Here is a 17072-nt window from a genome sequence, read left to right on the forward strand (position 1 = left end):
AGTGCCGCGATGGGCCACCGCGAACCGGGGCCGCCACGGCTACTCCAGGAGCAGCGCCGGCTCCTCGATGATGCTGGCCACGTCGGCCAGGAACCGGCTGGCCACGTCGCCGTCGACCACCCGGTGATCGAAGCTTGCGCCGATGGTGGTGACGAAGCGCGGGCGCACCTCGCCGTCGACGACCCAGGGCTTGAGCTTGATCGTGCCCAGCGCCACGATGCCGGCCTCGCCGGAGTTGAGGATCGGGGTGCCGGTGTCCATGCCGAAGACACCGATGTTGGTGATCGTGATGGTGCCGTTGGCCATCTCGGCCGGGCTGGTCTTGCCGTCCCTGGCCGTGAGGGTGAGCTTCTCGAGGGCGCCGGCCAGCTCGAGCAGGCTCATGTCCTGGGCTTCCTTGATGTTGGGCACGATCAGTCCACGCGGGGTGGCCGCGGCGATGCCGAGGTTCACGTAGTGCTTGATCACGATCTCCTCGTCGGTGAAGACCGAGTTGACGGTGGGGTTGCGCCGCACGGCCCAGATCATGGCCTTGGCCATGATCAGCAGCGGCGACACCTTGACGCCGGCGAAATCGGTGGAGACCTTGAGCCGCTTGACGAACTCCATGGTGCGGGTGGCGTCCACGTCGACGAACAGGCTCACGTGCGGGGCGGTGAAGGCGCTGCGCACCATGGTCTGCGCGATCACCTTGCGCACGCCCTTCACGGGGATGTGCTCTTCGCGGTCGGTCGGCCACTCCGGCGTCTGGATGTTGCGGAACACGCTGGCCTGGGTGGCCTCGCGCAGCACGTCCTCGCGGGTGACGTCACCGAACCGGCCGGTGGGCTCCACCTGGCTGAGGTCGACGCCGAGGTCCTTGGCCAGCTTGCGGATCGGCGGCTTGGTGATCACCGGGCCGGCGGGGCGTGCCGGGGCGCCGGCCGGCTTGGCGGATGCGGCGGGCGCGGGCGCCGGTCGAGCCGGCGGTGTCGCACGAGCCGGTCCCGTCGCGGCGGTGGCGGAGCGCGGCCCCGAGGCAGCCGGGCCGCCCTGCGGAGGCGCGGTCGGTGCGGCCGCGAGAGCCTCGTGCGCTGCCGTCGGCACCACGTGCCGGCGTCGGCGGGTGGGCATCGACGCGGCGGCGCCGCGGCCCACGAGCACGGCCGGGGACTCCTCGGCGGGTTCCTGCGAGATGGTGCCGCCGGCATCCTGGGCGGCCACGGTGAGGTCGTCGTCGGCCGGTGCGGGCGCATCCGGTGCGGGCGCAGCGGTGTCGTCGGTGGCGCCGGCCTCGGAGAGGATCGTGATGATCACAGTGCCCACGTCGACGGTGGTGCCCGGCTGCACGAGGATCTCGCCGACGACGCCGACGTACGGCGACGGCAGCTCAACGAGCGACTTGGCGGTTTCGATCTCGACGAGCACCTGGTTGATCGAGATGGTGTCGCCGGGGGCGACCTTCCACTCGACGATTTCGGCCTCGGTCAGGCCCTCGCCCACGTCGGGGAGGGTGAATCGGGAGACGCTCATGGGGTGCCTTTCACAGCAAGGGGATGATTAGTAGGCGAGGGAGCGGTCGACGGCTTCGAGCACCCGGTCGGGGCTGGGAAGGAAGTGCGTCTCCACCGCGGCGGGCGGGAACGGGGTGTCGAAACCGGACACCCGCAGCACGGGGGCCTCGAGGGAGTAGAACGCCCGCTCGGTGACGGTCGCGGCGATCTCGGAGCCGACGCTGACGAAGCCGGCGGCCTCCTGGGCCACCACGAGGTGGCCGGTCTTGTGCACGGACTCGAGAATCGGTGTGTAGTCGATCGGTGAGATCGAGCGCAGGTCGATGACCTCGAGGCTGATGCCCTCCGCCGCGGCGAGGTCGGCGGCCTGCAGCAGCACGCTCACCATGGCGCCGTGGCCGACAACGGTGACACTGGTGCCGGTGCGCACCACCCGGCTGGCGTGCAGCGGGGTGCCGGCCGCGGTGAAGTCGACCTCGCCCTTGGGCCAGTAGCGGCTCTTGGGTTCGAAGAAGATCACCGGGTCGTTCGACGCGATGGCCTCCTGCATCATCCAGTAGGCGTCGTGCGGGTTCGACGGGCTCACCACGCGGAGGCCGGGGGTGTGCGCGAAGTACGCCTCCGGGCTTTCCTGGTGGTGCTCGATCGAACCGATGTGGCCGCCGTAGGGAATCCGCACGACGACGGGCATGGTGAGGCCGCCCTCGTGCCGGTTGCGCATCCGGGCCAGCTGGCTGGTGATCTGGTCGAAGCCGGGGAAAACGAAACCGTCGAACTGGATCTCGCAGACCGGCCGGTAGCCGCGCATGGCCAGGCCGATGGCCGTGCCGATGATGCCGGATTCGGCCAGCGGGGTGTCGAGCACCCGCTTCTCACCGAATTCGGCGTGCAGTCCCTCCGTCACCCTGAAGACGCCGCCGAGCGGGCCGATGTCCTCGCCCATCATGAGCACCTTGGGGTCGTTCAGCATCGCCTGGCGCAGCCCCGCATTGAGGGCCTTGGCCATGGGCAGGTTCGCGCTGGTCGGCGCGGCGGCGGTCGTTTCCGGCATGGTCATCAGGACTCACTCCCGTCGAAGGAGGTTTCGTAGGCGTCGAGCCAGGCCTTCTGCTCCGCGACCAGCGGATGCGGTTCGGCGTAGACGTTGTCGAAGATGACGGAGCGGTCGGGTGAGGTGATCTCCAGGGCGCGGCGGCGCACATCCGCGGCGTGGTCTGCGGCCTCTTCGTCGACGGAGTCGAGGAACTCCTGCTCGACACCCAGGCCCTTGAGGTAGCTGCGGAAGCGCACGATCGGGTCGCGGGCGACCCAGTAGGCCAGCTCGTCGGGGTCGCGGTACTTGGTGGGGTCGTCGGCGGTGGTGTGGGCGCCGACGCGGTAGGTCAGCGCTTCGATCAGCGACGGGCCGTGGCCGGCGCGGGCGTCGTCCATGGCCTTGGCGGTGACGGCGTAGCTGGCGAGCACGTCGTTGCCGTCGACCTGGATGCCGGGCATGCCGAAGCCGCCGGCCCGCAGGTAGAGCGGGGTCCGGGACTGGCGAGAGACGGGCACCGAGATGGCCCAGTGGTTGTTCTGCATGAAGAACACCTGCGGGGTCTGGTAGCTGGCCGCGAAGACCAGGGCCTCGTTGGCGTCGCCCTGGGAGGAGGCGCCGTCGCCGTAATAGACGATCACGGCCGCATCGGTGTCGGGGTTGCCGGTCGCGGTGGCGCCGTCCAGCTGCATGCCCATGGCGTAGCCGGTGGCGTGCAGCGTCTGCGAGGCGAGCACCAGAGTGTAGAGGTGGAAGTTGCCGTGTTCCTCCGGTGTCCAACCGCCGAGGGTGACGCCGCGGAGCATCCTGAGGATGTCGACCATGTCCAGGCCCCGGATCATGCCGACGACGTGCTCGCGGTAGGAGGGGAAGACGTGGTCCTGCGCGCGGGTGGCGTAGGCGGAGCCGACCTGGGCGGCCTCCTGGCCGTGGCTGGGCACCCAGAGGGCGAGCTGGCCCTGGCGCTGCAGGTTCGCCGCTTCGGTGTCGAACTTCCGCACGACGACCATGTCGCGGTAGAACCTGCGGTAGTCGGCCTCGGTGAGGCGTTCGAAGTACGGCAGGAACTCGGCCGCCGATTCGGACGGCGAGAACGTGCCGTCCGTGGACAGGAGCTGCACGGTGGGAGAGGTCAGGGTGCGCACGGGTGCGTCGTTGGAGGTCACTGGCACCGTACTAACCTAGCCGCCGGGCCGGGTGCCCCGTTGGTAGATCCTGAACAATCTCAGCGCCGATCCGTAGGAGCGTGGCCACAGATTCCTCCTCGCCAATCGAGACCCGGATACCCTCCGGGTGGAAGGGCCGGACGACGAGCCCGGCATCGGTGAAACGGTCGGTGGTCGCCGCGGTCGCCGCGCCCAGCGGCAGCCAGATGAAGTTGGCCTGCGACGGCGGGACGTTCAGCCCCGCGGTCACCAAGGCGGCACGGATGCCGTCGCGGCGTTCGGCGATCACGCCGACCCGTTCCAGCAGCTCGGGTTCGGCGTCCAGCGAGGCCAGCGCGGCGGCCGAACCCTGCCCGGTGACCGAGAGCGGGATCGCGGTGGCACGGGCGGCGTCGAGGATGCCGACAGGGCCCAGGCCGTAGCCGACCCGGAGGCCCGCGAGGCCGTAGGCCTTGGAGAAGGTGCGCAGCACGACGAGGTTCGGGTAGCGCCCCAACAGCGTCGTACCGTCGACGGCTTCCGGGTCGGTGACGAATTCGGCATACGCCTCGTCGAGGATCACCAGCAGGTCGGCGGGGACCTGCTCCATGAACGCCGTGAATTCGTCGGCCGTGGCGATCACGCCGGTGGGGTTGTTGGGGCTGCAGACGATCACGACGCGGGTGCGCGGGGTGATCAGCGCGGCCATCGCGGGCAGGTCGTGGCCGTGGTCGGCGCGGTTGGGTGCGGTGACACTGGTGGCACCGGAGACCGTGACCAGGCTCGGGTACGCCTCGAACGAGCGCCAGGAGTAGAGCACCTCGTCGCCGGGGCCGGCCGCGGCCAGGATCAGCTGCGACAACAGCGCCACCGATCCGGCACCGATGTGCACCTCGTCGGTGGTCAGCCCGTACCGGGCCGCGAGCCGCTCGCGGAGAGCGAGGGCGGAGGCATCCGGGTACCGGTTGAAGGCCGAGACGGCGTTCACCGCGTCGACGACGCCGGGCAGCGGGTCGAACGGGTTCTCGTTGCTGGACAGCTTGAAGGCGGAGGCGTTGGCCGCCTTGCCCTGCCGGTACGCCGGCAGCGCAACGATCTCAGGGCGCAGGCGGACCGAGGGCTGGTCTGAAGGGCTCACTCGGCGAGTCTACGCCGGGACATATTCGCGGTGCCGCATGCTCTGGCCGTATATGCCGCACCGGAAACCCACCCGGCGACCGGCACCGGCTGCCATAGTGGAAGCATGGGTAGTTTCCTGATCAAGCTCATCGTCAACGCCGTCGCCCTCTGGGTGACCACACTGATCGTGGCGGGTGTGCGGGTGGACTCGTACGCACCGGACACGACGGCCGTTGTCCTCACCTACCTGCTGATCTCGCTGATCTTCGGGTTCGTCAACGGGTTCATCGGCGGGTTCGTGCGGATCGTCGCGTTCCCCCTCTATGTGCTCACCCTCGGCCTGTTGTCGTTCATCGTGAACGGGCTGCTGCTGATGCTGGTGGCGTGGATCTCCGGCCTGCTCGGTTTCGGTCTGGTCGTCGAGAGTTTCTGGTGGGGCGTACTCGGCGCGTTCGTGCTGGGCATCGTCAGCTGGCTGTTCGGCCTGCTCGTACGGCCGCTGAACAACGCCACCTCCTAGGCCCGCGCCAGGTCAGTCGACTCGTTCGGCTCGCCAGACGCTCTGCTGCCCAGGTGACTCGCCCACGATCCCGTCCAGCTGCGCGCGGAACGCCACCAGCCGGGGCTCCGGGGACCCGTCGACCAGACGGGCGGTCTCGCGGTATCCCACCAGCTGATGCGCCGGCATGACCTCGTCGGCCGGCACCTCCCGGTCGGCGAAGAGTTCCCGCCGCACGTAGAGGCGCTGGTCCTCGTCCGACGTGGAGCCCAGAGCGGGAACAAGGTCGTCATCGTGCTCGACCGCGATCGCCGGCACCCCCTCGGGCAACGGCAGGTCGGTTTCCGGCGCCCCGAAGGTGACCAACCCCACGGCGTTGACGTCGCCCCGCGAGACCAGCTGGTTGGCGATCAGCCCGCCCTGAGAGTGCGCCACCGGCACCACCGGGTCGCCGGGCTGCACTCCGGCCGCCTGCATCGCCTGCAGTACCGCCCGGTACGAGCCGGCCTCCTGGTCGGCCACGGCCGCGACATTGGAGGCCATGTCCCACGGTTCGCTCGAGTCGGTCGGGCTCCATTCCACGGTGCCGCCGATGAAAACCAGCCAGGACGGATGCGCCGCGTCGCCGTAGCGCTCGATGCGCACCTGACCGCCGTCATCCTCGGTGGGGATGCGGTCGGCGAGGTCGGCGAACCCGGTGGGCGGGCTCGGCGGCGCGAGCGTGGCGGGCCCGAGCGTGGCCGGCCCGAGCGTGGCCGGCGCAGCGCCAGAGCCGCTGGCGGGGCCCCGCAGCGGCACGGCCACAGGCACGGCAGGCACCGGGCCCGGCGGCCCCGGCGCGGTACCGGCGGCGGGGCCCCTCAGGGGCAGGGCCGGCGGGCCGGCCCCGACACCGCCGGCCGGCCCTGGTCGTTCGGCCCGGGCCCCGCCCGCCGGGGTGGCCGAGGATCCCACCTGGGCCACCCGCACGGGCGACTCGCGCAACATCCCCGCCGCCCGCGCCGCGACGAGCAGCCCGACTGCCGAAAACGGTGCCCCGAGCAGGCCGGCACCCCCATCGCCTAGTGCCGCGGCCACCGGGTACGGCACGCCCAGCCGGCCCAGGACCGCATCATCGGCCGAGCCCACGACCGCCCGGACCACTGCGACCGTCGCCGGGTCGGTGAGCGGCCGCGGATTCTCCCGCAGCCAGTCGGTGAGCGGCGGTGGCAGCACCGACGGTGTGCGGCCCAGCGCTGCGGAGGACAGCAGCGAGCCGGCGGCCAGGTAGGCCAGCGGCGTCGCCAGGGACAGCACCAGCACCGGCGCCAGCACCCCCAGGGTGTGCGCCATCCAGGCGCCCGTACCCTGCAGCACCAGGTCAAGACCGTTTTCCAGGCGGCCGTACTCCTCGGCGGCCTGCTCGAGGGCCTCGGCCAGGTCGCGGCTCCGGGTGGCAATCGCGTCGATCGCCACGGACGCGCCGAACACGCAGGCGCCGAGGTCGTCCGGTTGCCAACTCGGCGCCGAACCGACGCCCAACGCCCGCACCCGGCCGATCTGCCCCTGCCACTGCTCCGCCTCCCGCTGCACCAGGCGCAGCGCCGCCATCTCGGCGAACACGGTGTCGGTGGCGACCTGGATGCTGCCGCCGCCGGACACCGTCAGGGTCCCGTCGTGTCCCCCGGGCACAGGACCCGAGCCGGTCACAGCGTCGCCTTCACCCGGTCGATGGCCTCATCCACGGCCCACAGCGCATCGTCCAGGGCCCGCCAGACCCCGGCCAGGTCACGGCTCAGCTCACCCCGGCGGGTGTCGTACGCCCGTTGGGCCGGCGACCGCCAGGCGGCGCCGGACGCCTGGCCTGCCAGCCGACGCCCCGATTCCTCCACACCGTCCCGTACCCCTCTCAACAGCCGCCGTTGCTCCCGCAGCCGCGCGAGGGTTTCGGCATCCGGCCCATTGCCCGCATCCGGCAGGATGCTGCCACCCAGTGATTCCACCGCGCCTCCTCGGTCCAGACTGTGCGGCCCACCCTGGACCGGCCCGGTCGTGGCAGCGTGGTCTGCGCTCAACCCGGGGAAAATTTGCCCAGGGTCGCGGATGTGGAGGAGGGGAATGTGGAACACAATGGACACATGAATTTCGCGGCGCTCAGTCCAGATGAGTCGACGCCATTCCGGATCATTTTCGTCTGCACCGGCAATATCTGCCGGTCGCCCATGGCCGAGGTGATGCTGCGCGACCTCGTCACGCGCTCCGGACTGGGTCGGCTCATCACGACGAGCTCCGCGGGCACCGGCGACTGGCACGTCGGCGAGCAGGCCGACACCCGCACGATCTCGGCGTTGGCCAAGCGCGGCTACGACGGCAGTCACCACCGGGCCCGCCAATTCGACGCGGGCTGGTTCGACGACCTCGACCTCGTCGTGGTGCTCGACAGGTCGCAGGAACGAATCCTGCGCAATTGGGCGCCGACCGAACGGGACCGCAACAAGGTGCGCCTGCTGCTCAGCTTCGACCGGGATCAGGCCACCCTGCGGGACGTGCCCGACCCCTACTATTCCGACGATGCGCTGTTTGACTCCGTATTAGGCATGATTGAGAGAGCCAATTTTGCGCTCTTCGCGCAGCTCGCACCCGCAATCAGACAGGGAGTCCGATGAGTCCTCTACCCCCGCAGGTCCTCAGTCCACTCGACGGCCGGTATCAAGCCGCCGTCACCGAACTGGGCGAGTACCTGTCTGAGGCCGGACTGAACCGGGCCAGGGTCAAGGTCGAGGTGGAGTGGTTGATCACCCTCACCGACCGCAGCCTGTTCGGATCCACGCCGCTCACCGTGGACCAGAAGTCGGGCCTCCGCGCCCTCGTCACCGACTTCGGTCAGGCCGAGATCGACGAACTGGCCGCGCTCGAGGCCGTCACCCGGCACGACGTCAAGGCCGTGGAGTACCTCGTGCGCCGCCGCCTGGTGCCGCTGGGCCTCGAATCGATCAGTGAACTGACCCACTTCGCCGCCACCAGTGAGGACATCAACAACCTCGCCTACGCCCTCACGGTCTCCGACGCCGTGCGTGAGGTCTGGCTGCCCAAGTTCCGCGCCCTGATCGGCGCCCTCCGCGCCCTGGCCGGCGACTACCGTGCCGACGCCATGCTGGCCCGCACCCACGGTCAGCCCGCTACGCCCACCACCATGGGCAAGGAGCTGGCGGTTTTCGTCTACAGGCTCGAGCGCATCCAGAAGCAGATCGAGGCCAACGAGTACCTCGGCAAGTTCAGCGGCGCCACCGGCACCTTCGCCGCGCACGTCGCCGCGGATCCCGCCGTGGACTGGCCGTCGGTGTCCCGCGAGTTCGTCGAGGGCCTGGGCCTGGGCTGGAACCCGCTGACCACCCAGATCGAGTCACACGACTGGCAGGCCGAGCTGTACGGCAAGGTGTCACACGCCAACCGGGTGCTGCACAACCTCGCCACGGATGTCTGGACCTACATCTCGATCGGCTACTTCCGTCAGGTGCCGCAGGCCGGCGCCACCGGATCGTCGACCATGCCGCACAAGATCAACCCGATCCGGTTCGAGAACGCCGAGGCCAACCTCGAACTCTCCAGCGCCCTGCTGGATTCGCTGGCTGCCACCCTGGTCACCTCCAGGCTGCAGCGCGACCTGACCGATTCCACCACCCAGCGCAACATCGGCGTCGGCTTCGGGCACTCGTTGCTCGCGCTGGACAACCTGGTGCGGGGCCTGGGCGAGATCGACCTGGACCGCGAGCTGCTCGCCCACGACCTGGACACCAACTGGGAGATCCTCGGTGAGGCCATCCAGACGGTCATCCGCGCCGAGGTCAGCTCCGGACGCTCCACCATCGCCGACCCGTATGCGCTGCTCAAGGAACTCACCCGCGGTAAGCGGATCAACCGCGCCGACCTGGTCACGTTCGTGCAGGAACTCGAGATCGGCGACGCCGCCAAGGCCCGCCTGCTCGAGCTGACGCCGGCCGGCTACGTGGGCCTGGCCGACCCGCTGGTGGATTACCTGGGCTGACCGTCCGACGGCCGGGCATCCCGGGGTGCTGCACCCCGGGATCCCGCCGCACGGTCCGCGCGGCGGCGGGCCCCGCGCCGGCCGATCATCTTGTTGACTTCGACGAGCAGGAAGATCACCAGGGCCAGGCCCAGCGTGTACACCCACTCGCGCAGGCCGATCGGCGTGGAGCTGAACCACACGTTCATCACCGGCGTGTAAATGAAGACCAGCTGCAGCACGAGCATCGTGCCCACCGAGATCCACACCGACCGGTTGCCGCGCAGCACGGCCGGGGTGAGGCTCGATGCGCGCAAGAACCGGCAGTTGAACAGGAACACGAGCTGGCTGAGCACCAGCATCGTCACCGCGGTGGTCTGCGCGACCGCGCGCGGCGACCCGATCGACAGCTCGTAGAAGAACACCCCGATGGTCGCGGCCGTGATCAGCACCGAGACCCAGAGCAGCCTTCCCAGGTATTCGGAGTCAAGCACCGCGCCGCCGGCCGGCCGGGGCCGGCGCAGCATGATCCCGGGCTCGGCGGGCTCGGTGGCCAGGGCGAGCGACAGGGTGACGGCGGTGATCAGGTTCACCCAGAGGATCTGGGTGGGCTGCAGCGGCAGCGCAAAACCGAACAGCACGGCCAGCAGCACCACCAGCGACTGGGCCGCGGTGGTGGGCAGGATGAAGATGATCGATTTCTGCAGGTTGTCCCGGATCCGCCGGCCCTCTTCGACGGCCTTCTGGATGGTGGCGAAGTTGTCGTCGGCCAGCACGATGTCGGCGGCCTCCTTGGTGGCCTCCGTGCCCTTGATGCCCATCGCCACGCCCACATCCGCCCGGCGCAAGGCCGGGGCGTCGTTGACGCCGTCACCGGTCATCGCGACGACCTCACCGTGCGATTGCAGCGCCTTCACGATGCGCAACTTGTGCTCGGGGCTGGTACGGGCGAACACGTCCACGTCGCGCACCACCTGGGCCAGCCGGTCCTGGGACAGTTTCTGCAGCTCGCCACCGGTGAGCACCCGTGGCTCACCGGACACGATGCCCATTTCCCTGGCGATCGCAACGGCCGTGCCGTGGTGGTCTCCCGTGATCATCTTCACCCGGATGCCGGCGGCGTGCATGATCCCGATCGCCGCGATCGCCTCCGGCCGGGGCGGATCCACGATGCCGACCACGCCGAGGAACAACAGGCCGTCCTCGACATCACCCAGGTGCAGGGCGCTCAGATCGGCCGGGGCGTCGCCGACGGCCGCGCCGAGGACACGCAGCCCGGTGGAGCTGAGCTCGTCGACCTGCTGCTCCCAGAAGGCCTCGTCGAGGGGTTCCGGCAGCCCCGCGGCATCCAGCTGCCTGCTGCACCCCTCGAGCAGCCGGGCCGGTGCACCCTTGACCAGGATGCGGGCGGGCTCGTCGTCCCACCGGTTGAGGGTGGCCATGAACTTGTTGGCCGACTCGAACGGGATCACGGCCAGCCGATCGAAGCCCGCCGGGTCGAAACCGGCCTTGTGCCCGAGGGTGCAGAGCGCCCCCTCGGTCGGTTCGCCGACCACCCGCCAGACGCCGTCGTCGGCGCTGACCCTGGCGTCGTTGCAGACGGCCATGACCTCCACCAGCCGGGCCAGGTCGTCCTGGTCGGCCACGGTCACGGGCCGGCCGTCCCTGAGGACCGCGCCGTCGGGCTCGTAGCCGATCCCCTGCACCTCGTACCGGGCCGCACCGGTGATCACGGTGCGTACCGTCATCTCGTTGCGGGTGAGAGTGCCGGTCTTGTCGGTGCAGACCGTGGTCACCGACCCGAGGGTCTCCACCGCGGTGAGTTTCCGCACGATGGCGTTGTGGGTGGCCATCTGCCGCACGCCGAGGGCCAGCGTGATGGTGACGAGTGCAGGCAGCCCCTCCGGCACCGCCGCCACCGCGAAGCCGATGGTGGCGGCGAAGAGGTCGGCAAAACCGCGGTCGTGCACCAGCCGGCCGATCACGAGCATCAGCCCGGAGACAGCGAGGATGCCCAGCGAGATCCGGGTGCTGAACACATCCAGTTGCCGGGTCAACGGGGTGGCCAGGGCTTCGGTGTCGGTGACCAGGGTCTGGATGCGGCCGATCTCGGTGTCCGATCCGGTGGCGGTCACCACGCCCCGGCCGCTGCCCGCCGCCACGATGGTGCCGGAGAAGAGCATGCAGTGCCGGTCCCCGACGCCGGCATCCGCGGCTACGGCGGCGACGTCCTTGCCGGCCGGCACGGATTCGCCGGTCAGCGCGGACTCCTCGACCCTGAGGTTGGTGCCCTCGATCAGGCGCAGGTCGGCGGGCACCTTGTCGCCGGACTTCACCCGGACGATGTCGCCGGGCACGAGGGTCGCGGCGTCGGTGTTCACCCAGTGTCCGCCGCGGCGGGCCTTCGCGTTCAGCGACAGCATCCGGCGGATCCCGTCGAGCGCCTTCTCCGCCCGGCCCTCCTGCAGGAACCCGATCACCGCGTTGATCACGGCCACGGCGAGGATCACCGACGCGTCCACCCAGTCGCCGAACACCATCGTGAGCACCGCGGAGCCGAGCAGCACGTAGATGAGCACGTCGTTGAAGTGGCCGAGGAAGCGAAGCACCGGGTTCTTCTTCGCCACGACGGGCAGGGCGTTGGGGCCGAACCGGGCCAGCCGCGCGGCGGCCTCGGCCTCGTCGAGACCGTGCCGGCTGGTGTGCAGGTCGGCGCACACGGCCTCGACGGTGCGGGCATAGGGCCGGTCTGGACGCGCCGCGTCGGACCCGGCCAAGCCGTCGGTGGTCATGGCTGCCCCGTTAGGGGAGGAAACGCCGGGAAGCGGACCACAATGGGTCCATTAAAGCACCCTGGGGGCGGCGGACGAGGCTAGTGGCCCGGTGTCTCGCCGGTCTTGTTCTGCTCGTCGAGGTCACTTTTCTCGGCCGCGTCGGGCTTCATACCCAGCGCCAGCATCGCGATGACGACCAGGGCCACGATGAAGGTGATGCCCAGGGCGATCGACGACAGCGCCCAGTTGCGGGTGGCCAGCAGGATGGTGAGCCCGACGAAGAGCCCCATTCCGGCGGAGATGGCGACCAGCTCGACGGGCTTGAGGATCTCGGACCGGCTGGGCTTGTGGGGGCTGTTCTGGGTCACGGGGTGTCCGAATCTGTGGAGGAGGAGGCCAGGTCGCGCGGCGCATCCGCGTGCGCAGAAGAAAGGGAGACGCCGGCGATGACGAGGTAGACGCCGATGATCACCAAGTAGGCGCCGAGCAGCCCGACCGCGACGACGGCGTGCGGCGGCAGCAGCAGGAACACCAGCGCGAGCACCGCGGTGAGCGAACCGACGACCAGCCAGTCGCGGGCGACCTGGCCACGTCCGCGAATACGGATACCCGTGTACAGCTCGAGAGCGCCGGTGACCGCAGCCCACACCGAGACGATGTAGAGGAAGAAGCCGAGCCCGCCGGCGGGCATGGCCAGCGCGAGCACTCCGGCGAGCACACCGACCGCGCCCTGAACAGCGAAAATGCTGCGGTCGCGGGGGTCGGTGACGGTCTTCCAGCTGAGCAGCCCGGTGATCAGGCCGCTGACCAGCGCGAAGGCGCCGAACACGACGAGCCCGAAACCGGCGGAGTGGTCGGCGTTGAACGTGATCACGGCCGCCGGTACGAAGGCCACGATGGCGCGCGTTATGGGCACGGTCCAGTACCGGGTACCGATGACGGCTGCTGCCGGGGCATGCGCCACGCGGGCACCTCTTTCGTCGCAGGGAGTCCTGCCAGTCTACGCGGCGCTTTCGGCCGGGTTCGGTGCCCGGGCGTAGCGGGCGCCCGCATCCGCGACTACCGTCGGACGGGACAGGGGGTCCAACGGTGGTCACTTCGAACGTACCGGCCGGCAGTGTGCGGGTCAGCCCTAGGGAAGACGCGGCCGCGTTGGCGGACCTGCTCGCCCGGGCGCCGGCCGAGGTGCCCGGTTTCCTCACCGGTCGCTCCGGGCTGCCGGGCCCGAGGGCGAACCTCCCGCTCGCCGATGCGTTCGCCGGTACGGCGCCGGCCGAACTGATCTGGAGCCTGGTCGATTCGGCCGACGAGTACCTGGCCTTCTGCGGCACCGAGGGGCTCGGACGGCTCGCGGTCTCCCCCGACGAGCGGCCCGCTGCCCTCACGGCGCTTCGTCGGGCCGCCGCCGACGAGCGTTGGCGGGTCCGGGAGGGCGCCGCGCGGGCGCTGCAGCTGATCGGGGACGCCGACCCGGCCCTGATGCACGCCGTCGTGGAGGACTGGTCGGAGTCCACGGACGCCTGGCTGGCGCGCGCCGCCGTGGCCGCGATCTGTGAGCCACGGCTGTTGGCCGATGACGACGCCCAGGCGCTGGCACTGCGGGTCTGCGACCGGGCCACGGCCCTGCTGCTTCGCGGCGAACCGAACCCGACCGACCCTGTACGCGCCCGCGAGGCGCACCGGGTGCTGCGCCAGGCCCTGGGCTACGGCTGGAGCGTGGCGATCGCCGCGAGCCCGGCGGCGGGCCTCACCGCATTTCGTCGCCTGACCGCCAGCGACGACCCGGATGCCCGCTGGATCGTGCGCTCGAACCATGCCAAGGCGCGGCTGCGGTCGGTGCTCGCCGATCGCAACCTCTGGGGAACCCTCGGCTGAGCCGCGCTCTGTCCTCCGAGGCGCTGGGTCGCACCGCCCTGACTCGCCGCACAACACCCCTCAGCGCGTCCGCGAGGGGCACCATGCGGCACGTGGGTGGAATGCAGCTCCCCGACATGCCGCAAAAGTCCCGTTGGCGGCGGCTTTGAGGGTGTTTTGCGGCACGTCGAAGGGACGCAACCCGGGTTAGAGGGCGTTGACGGCGCCCAGCACCTTGGTGAGCGAGTCCTTGGCGTCACCGAACAGCAGCGTGGTCTTCGGGTCGAAGAGCAACTCGTTCTCGATACCGGCGAAGCCCGGGCGCATCGACCGCTTGAGGAAGACGATCTGGCGGCCCTCTTCGACCTCGAGGATCGGCATCCCGTAGATCGGCGCGCCCGGCGAAGTCTTCGCGGCCGGGTTGACGACGTCGTTCGCGCCGACCACGAGCACCACATCGGTGTTCTTGAACTCGGGGTTGACCTCGGCCATCTCCTTGAGCGACTCGTAGGGCACGTTGGCCTCGGCGAGCAACACGTTCATGTGACCGGGCATCCGCCCGGCAACCGGATGGATCGCGAAGGCCACGTCGACGCCGCGCGCCTCGAGGGTCGTGGCGAGCTCGGCGATGGTGTGCTGCCCCTGGGCCACGGCCAGGCCGTAGCCGGGCACGATCACCACACGCTGCGCGTAGGCGAGCATCACGGCGACGTCCTCGGGGTTCGAGGAGCGCACCGGGCGGTCGCTCTGCGTGGTGGAGCCGGCGGTCGAGCCGCCGCGGAAAGCACCGAACATGATGCCGCTGACGCCACGACCCATGGCGGAGGCCATGGCGCGGGTGAGGATCGTACCGCTGGCACCGACCAGTGTGCCGGCGACCACGAGCAGCACGTTGTCCAACACCACACCGGATGCGGCGACCGCGAGTCCGGTGAACGCGTTGAGCAGCGAGATGACGATGGGCACGTCGGCGCCGCCGACGGGCAGCACGAGCAGCAAGCCGACGACCAGGCCGAGCACCAGGAGCAGCAGCGCCCAGCCGATGGACCCTGTCGCCACGACGACCCCGCCGATCACGAGGGCTGCCACGACCGCGAGGGTCATGACCCACTTCATGCCGGGGAACACCACCGGGCGGGTGGTGATCAGTTCCTGCAGCTTGGCCACGGTGATCGCGGAACCGGCGAACGAGACCGCGCCGACGAGCATGGTGAAGACCACCGCCACGAGTACCCAGGGACCCTCACTGTGACCGAGTTCGAGCATCGCGACCAGCGCCGCGGCGCCGCCGCCGACGCCGTTGAACAGCGCGACCAGTTGGGGCATCTGAGTCATCTGCACCCGACGGGAGATGGGCGCCGCGATCGCGGATCCCACCGCGATCGCCAGCAGGATCAGCGGGATGTTGTCGAGCTTGGCCGACAGGAACACCGTGATCACGGCGAGGGTGGCGCCGGCGGCGCCGATCAGATTGCCGCGGCGGGCGGTGCGGGGCGAGCTCAGGCCCTTGAGGGCGAGGATGAAGCAGACGGCCGCGGCCAGGTAGAGCAGTGCGGTCCACTCGGCGGACAGGAGGCTCATTTGGTGGTGTCCTTCGGGGTGGCGGCGGGCTTCCGGCCGCGGAACATGCCCAGCATCCGGTCGGTGACGACGAAGCCGCCGACGAGGTTGGCGGTGGCGAGGGCGACGGCGAGCAGGGCCACGGATATCAGCCACGGGTCGTCCAGCTGGCCGGCGACGATGATCGCGCCGATCAGGATGATGCCGTGGATGGCGTTGGCGCCGCTCATCAGGGGGGTGTGCAGGGTGCTGGACACCTTGGAGACCACCTCGAAGCCGACGAAGACGGTCAACACGATGACCGTGAGCAGGGTGATCGGATCCATCAGTTCTTTCCTTCCAGCGCGGCGGCGGTCGGTGCGTGCCGCACCTCGCCGCCGGTGGTGAGACAGGCTCCGGCGATGACCTCGTCGGTGAAGTCGGGTACGACCTGGCCGTCATGAATCATCAGCGCGAGCAGGTTGGCAACGTTCTTGGCGTACAGCCGCGACGCGTCGGAGGCCATCGCGGAGGCGGCGTCCTGCATGCCGACGAGGGTGACGAAGCCGTCACCGGCCGTGGTGGGCACCAGTTGGTCGACGCCCGGGAGCACGCCCTCGACGTTGCCGCCGGTTTCGGCGGCGAGGTCGATCACCACGGAACCGGCGGGCATGGCCGCGACCATCTCCCGGGTCACCAACAGCGGGGCTGGCCGGCCAGGGATCGCGGCGGTGGTGATGAGCACATCCGCCTTGGCCACGTGTGGGGCCAGCAGTTCGCGCTGGCGCACGGCGCGGTCCTCGGCCAGTTCGCTGGCGTAACCGCCGGTGCCTTCGACGGCAGCCAGGTCGAGGGTGATGAAGGTGCCGCCCATCGAGGTGACCTCGTCGGCCGACGCCGGCCGCACGTCATAGGCCGAGACTCTGGCGCCGAGGCGCTTGGCGGTGCCGATGGCCTGCAGCCCGGCGACGCCGGCGCCGAGCACGAGCGCCCGGGCCGGCGGAATGGTGCCGGCCGCGGTCATGTAGAGCGGGAAGAATCGGGGGAACCGGATGGTGGCTTCGAGCACGGCACGGTAGCCGGCGACCAGGGCCTGCGAGGTGAGCGCGTCCATCGACTGGGCCCGGGAGATACGTGGCACCAGTTCCAGCGCGAACGACGTGACCTGTGCGGCGGCCAGGGCTGCCACCGTGGGTAGTTCTGACGCCGGCGACGCCAGACCCACCGTGATGATTCCGGCCGGCAGCGTTGCGGCCAGCTGCGGGCTCAGCGGACGCACGTGGCAGAGCACATCGAACGCGCTGGCGTCGAAGTCCGCGACCAGCCGCGCGCCGGCCTTCTCGTAGGCGGCGTCAGAGTAGCCCGAAGCCAGTCCGGCGCCGGCTTCGACGGTGACGTCGACCCCCAGCGCGGTGAGTTGGGTCACCGTTTCCGGTGTTGCTGCGACGCGTTTTTCGCCCTCTCGGCGTTCACGCCCTATGCCAACCTTCACGAGTAACCACTCCTTTGACGCATCTGCCACCTGACGAGCGAAACGGGGTCGTTCGCGCGTCCCAGGGCGATCTCACTCCGTAGCGTACCGTCGGGTTTTGCCGGCCCGGGGCGCTTTTCAG

At 70.1% G+C, this 17072-nt stretch carries 16 protein-coding genes; 4 read left to right on the forward strand and 12 right to left on the reverse strand.

Annotation, left to right across the window (positions count from 1 at the left end):
- Nucleotides 1-39: 39 nt before the first annotated feature.
- The 4 genes from RCH12_RS07825 to RCH12_RS07840 are packed head-to-tail and all read right to left on the reverse strand — an operon-like array spanning nucleotide 40 to nucleotide 4809.
- Nucleotides 40-1512 carry a dihydrolipoamide acetyltransferase family protein gene (locus RCH12_RS07825; protein WP_327016545.1) on the reverse strand — a complete coding sequence of 491 codons (1473 nt, stop codon included), beginning with the start codon at nucleotides 1510-1512 and terminating at the stop codon, nucleotides 40-42.
- 27 nt (nucleotides 1513-1539) lie between these two features.
- Nucleotides 1540-2550: an alpha-ketoacid dehydrogenase subunit beta gene (locus RCH12_RS07830; protein WP_243399261.1), complete on the reverse strand. Its 1011-nt coding sequence runs from the start codon at nucleotides 2548-2550 to the stop codon at nucleotides 1540-1542.
- A complete protein-coding gene (gene pdhA / locus RCH12_RS07835) occupies nucleotides 2550-3692 on the reverse strand; it encodes a pyruvate dehydrogenase (acetyl-transferring) E1 component subunit alpha (protein WP_243399260.1) in 1143 nt (380 codons plus the stop codon). Before pdhA ends, RCH12_RS07830 begins: the two co-directional genes overlap by 1 nt.
- Nucleotides 3693-3702: 10 nt before the next feature.
- Nucleotides 3703-4809, reverse strand: coding sequence for a histidinol-phosphate transaminase (locus RCH12_RS07840; RefSeq protein WP_327016546.1), 1107 nt, complete (start codon nucleotides 4807-4809; stop codon nucleotides 3703-3705).
- 105 nt (nucleotides 4810-4914) lie between these two features.
- Here RCH12_RS07840 and RCH12_RS07845 point away from each other — a divergent pair, with 105 nt between their 5' ends.
- The gene (locus RCH12_RS07845; RefSeq protein ID WP_088457750.1) at nucleotides 4915-5310 is read left to right on the forward strand and encodes a phage holin family protein; all 396 of its coding nucleotides are present in this window, start codon (nucleotides 4915-4917) and stop codon (nucleotides 5308-5310) included.
- A gap of 12 nt (nucleotides 5311-5322) precedes the next feature.
- On the opposite strand, the gene RCH12_RS07850 is transcribed toward RCH12_RS07845, so the two are convergent.
- On the reverse strand, nucleotides 5323-6978 hold the full coding sequence (locus RCH12_RS07850; protein WP_327016547.1) for a hypothetical protein: 1656 nt from the start codon (nucleotides 6976-6978) through the stop codon (nucleotides 5323-5325).
- Nucleotides 6975-7271, reverse strand: coding sequence for a hypothetical protein (locus tag RCH12_RS07855; RefSeq protein WP_327016548.1), 297 nt, complete (start codon nucleotides 7269-7271; stop codon nucleotides 6975-6977). The genes RCH12_RS07850 and RCH12_RS07855 overlap by 4 nt, the downstream gene beginning before the upstream one ends.
- Before the next feature lie 135 nt (nucleotides 7272-7406).
- On the opposite strand from RCH12_RS07855, the gene RCH12_RS07860 reads away from it, so the two are divergent.
- Nucleotides 7407-7934 (forward strand): low molecular weight protein-tyrosine-phosphatase, encoded by a 528-nt coding sequence (locus RCH12_RS07860; RefSeq protein WP_088457753.1) that lies wholly within the window; start codon nucleotides 7407-7409, stop codon nucleotides 7932-7934.
- Nucleotides 7931-9313: an adenylosuccinate lyase gene (gene purB / locus RCH12_RS07865; RefSeq protein WP_327016549.1), complete on the forward strand. Its 1383-nt coding sequence runs from the start codon at nucleotides 7931-7933 to the stop codon at nucleotides 9311-9313. The genes RCH12_RS07860 and purB overlap by 4 nt, the downstream gene beginning before the upstream one ends.
- Here purB and RCH12_RS07870 read toward each other — a convergent pair.
- From RCH12_RS07870 to RCH12_RS07880, 3 genes are all read right to left on the reverse strand, one after another.
- Nucleotides 9301-12084 (reverse strand): cation-translocating P-type ATPase, encoded by a 2784-nt coding sequence (locus RCH12_RS07870; protein WP_327016550.1) that lies wholly within the window; start codon nucleotides 12082-12084, stop codon nucleotides 9301-9303. The genes purB and RCH12_RS07870 overlap by 13 nt on opposite strands.
- An 80-nt stretch (nucleotides 12085-12164) precedes the next feature.
- Nucleotides 12165-12434, reverse strand: coding sequence for a hypothetical protein (locus RCH12_RS07875; protein ID WP_088457756.1), 270 nt, complete (start codon nucleotides 12432-12434; stop codon nucleotides 12165-12167).
- Complete coding sequence (locus RCH12_RS07880) at nucleotides 12431-13030, reverse strand: HdeD family acid-resistance protein (protein ID WP_103429930.1); 600 nt, start codon at nucleotides 13028-13030, stop codon at nucleotides 12431-12433. The genes RCH12_RS07875 and RCH12_RS07880 overlap by 4 nt, the downstream gene beginning before the upstream one ends.
- Nucleotides 13031-13155: 125 nt before the next feature.
- On the opposite strand from RCH12_RS07880, the gene RCH12_RS07885 reads away from it, so the two are divergent.
- Entirely contained in the window at nucleotides 13156-13941 is a 786-nt protein-coding gene (locus RCH12_RS07885) for a HEAT repeat domain-containing protein (RefSeq protein WP_327016551.1), read from the forward strand.
- A 186-nt stretch (nucleotides 13942-14127) separates the two neighbouring features.
- Here the strand turns inward: RCH12_RS07885 and RCH12_RS07890 are convergent, their stop codons facing one another.
- Genes RCH12_RS07890 through RCH12_RS07900 form a run of 3 tightly spaced genes read right to left on the reverse strand, consistent with a single transcriptional unit; the run spans nucleotide 14128 to nucleotide 16951 of the window.
- Complete coding sequence (locus tag RCH12_RS07890; protein WP_103429929.1) at nucleotides 14128-15501, reverse strand: NAD(P)(+) transhydrogenase (Re/Si-specific) subunit beta; 1374 nt, start codon at nucleotides 15499-15501, stop codon at nucleotides 14128-14130.
- A complete protein-coding gene (locus RCH12_RS07895) occupies nucleotides 15498-15806 on the reverse strand; it encodes an NAD(P) transhydrogenase subunit alpha (protein ID WP_103429928.1) in 309 nt (102 codons plus the stop codon). Before RCH12_RS07895 ends, RCH12_RS07890 begins: the two co-directional genes overlap by 4 nt.
- Entirely contained in the window at nucleotides 15806-16951 is a 1146-nt protein-coding gene (locus tag RCH12_RS07900; RefSeq protein WP_327016552.1) for an NAD(P) transhydrogenase subunit alpha, read from the reverse strand. The genes RCH12_RS07895 and RCH12_RS07900 overlap by 1 nt, the downstream gene beginning before the upstream one ends.
- Nucleotides 16952-17072: the final 121 nt, after the last annotated feature.

Origin of the sequence: Cryobacterium sp. MP_3.1 (assembly GCF_035984795.1) — a bacterium.
GTDB lineage: Bacteria > Actinomycetota > Actinomycetes > Actinomycetales > Microbacteriaceae > Cryobacterium > Cryobacterium zongtaii.

Bases quoted from the DNA above. Each gene is read 5' to 3' on its own strand.
- RCH12_RS07825 (WP_327016545.1), bottom strand. From the start codon at position 1,512: ATGAGCGTCTCCCGATTCACCCTCCCCGACGTGGGCGAGGGCCTGACC.
- RCH12_RS07830 (WP_243399261.1), bottom strand. From the start codon at position 2,550: ATGACCATGCCGGAAACGACCGCCGCCGCGCCGACCAGCGCGAACCTG.
- RCH12_RS07845 (WP_088457750.1), top strand. From the start codon at position 4,915: ATGGGTAGTTTCCTGATCAAGCTCATCGTCAACGCCGTCGCCCTCTGG.
- RCH12_RS07860 (WP_088457753.1), top strand. From the start codon at position 7,407: ATGAATTTCGCGGCGCTCAGTCCAGATGAGTCGACGCCATTCCGGATC.
- purB (WP_327016549.1), top strand. From the start codon at position 7,931: ATGAGTCCTCTACCCCCGCAGGTCCTCAGTCCACTCGACGGCCGGTAT.
- RCH12_RS07870 (WP_327016550.1), bottom strand. From the start codon at position 12,084: ATGACCACCGACGGCTTGGCCGGGTCCGACGCGGCGCGTCCAGACCGG.
- RCH12_RS07890 (WP_103429929.1), bottom strand. From the start codon at position 15,501: ATGAGCCTCCTGTCCGCCGAGTGGACCGCACTGCTCTACCTGGCCGCG.
- RCH12_RS07895 (WP_103429928.1), bottom strand. From the start codon at position 15,806: ATGGATCCGATCACCCTGCTCACGGTCATCGTGTTGACCGTCTTCGTC.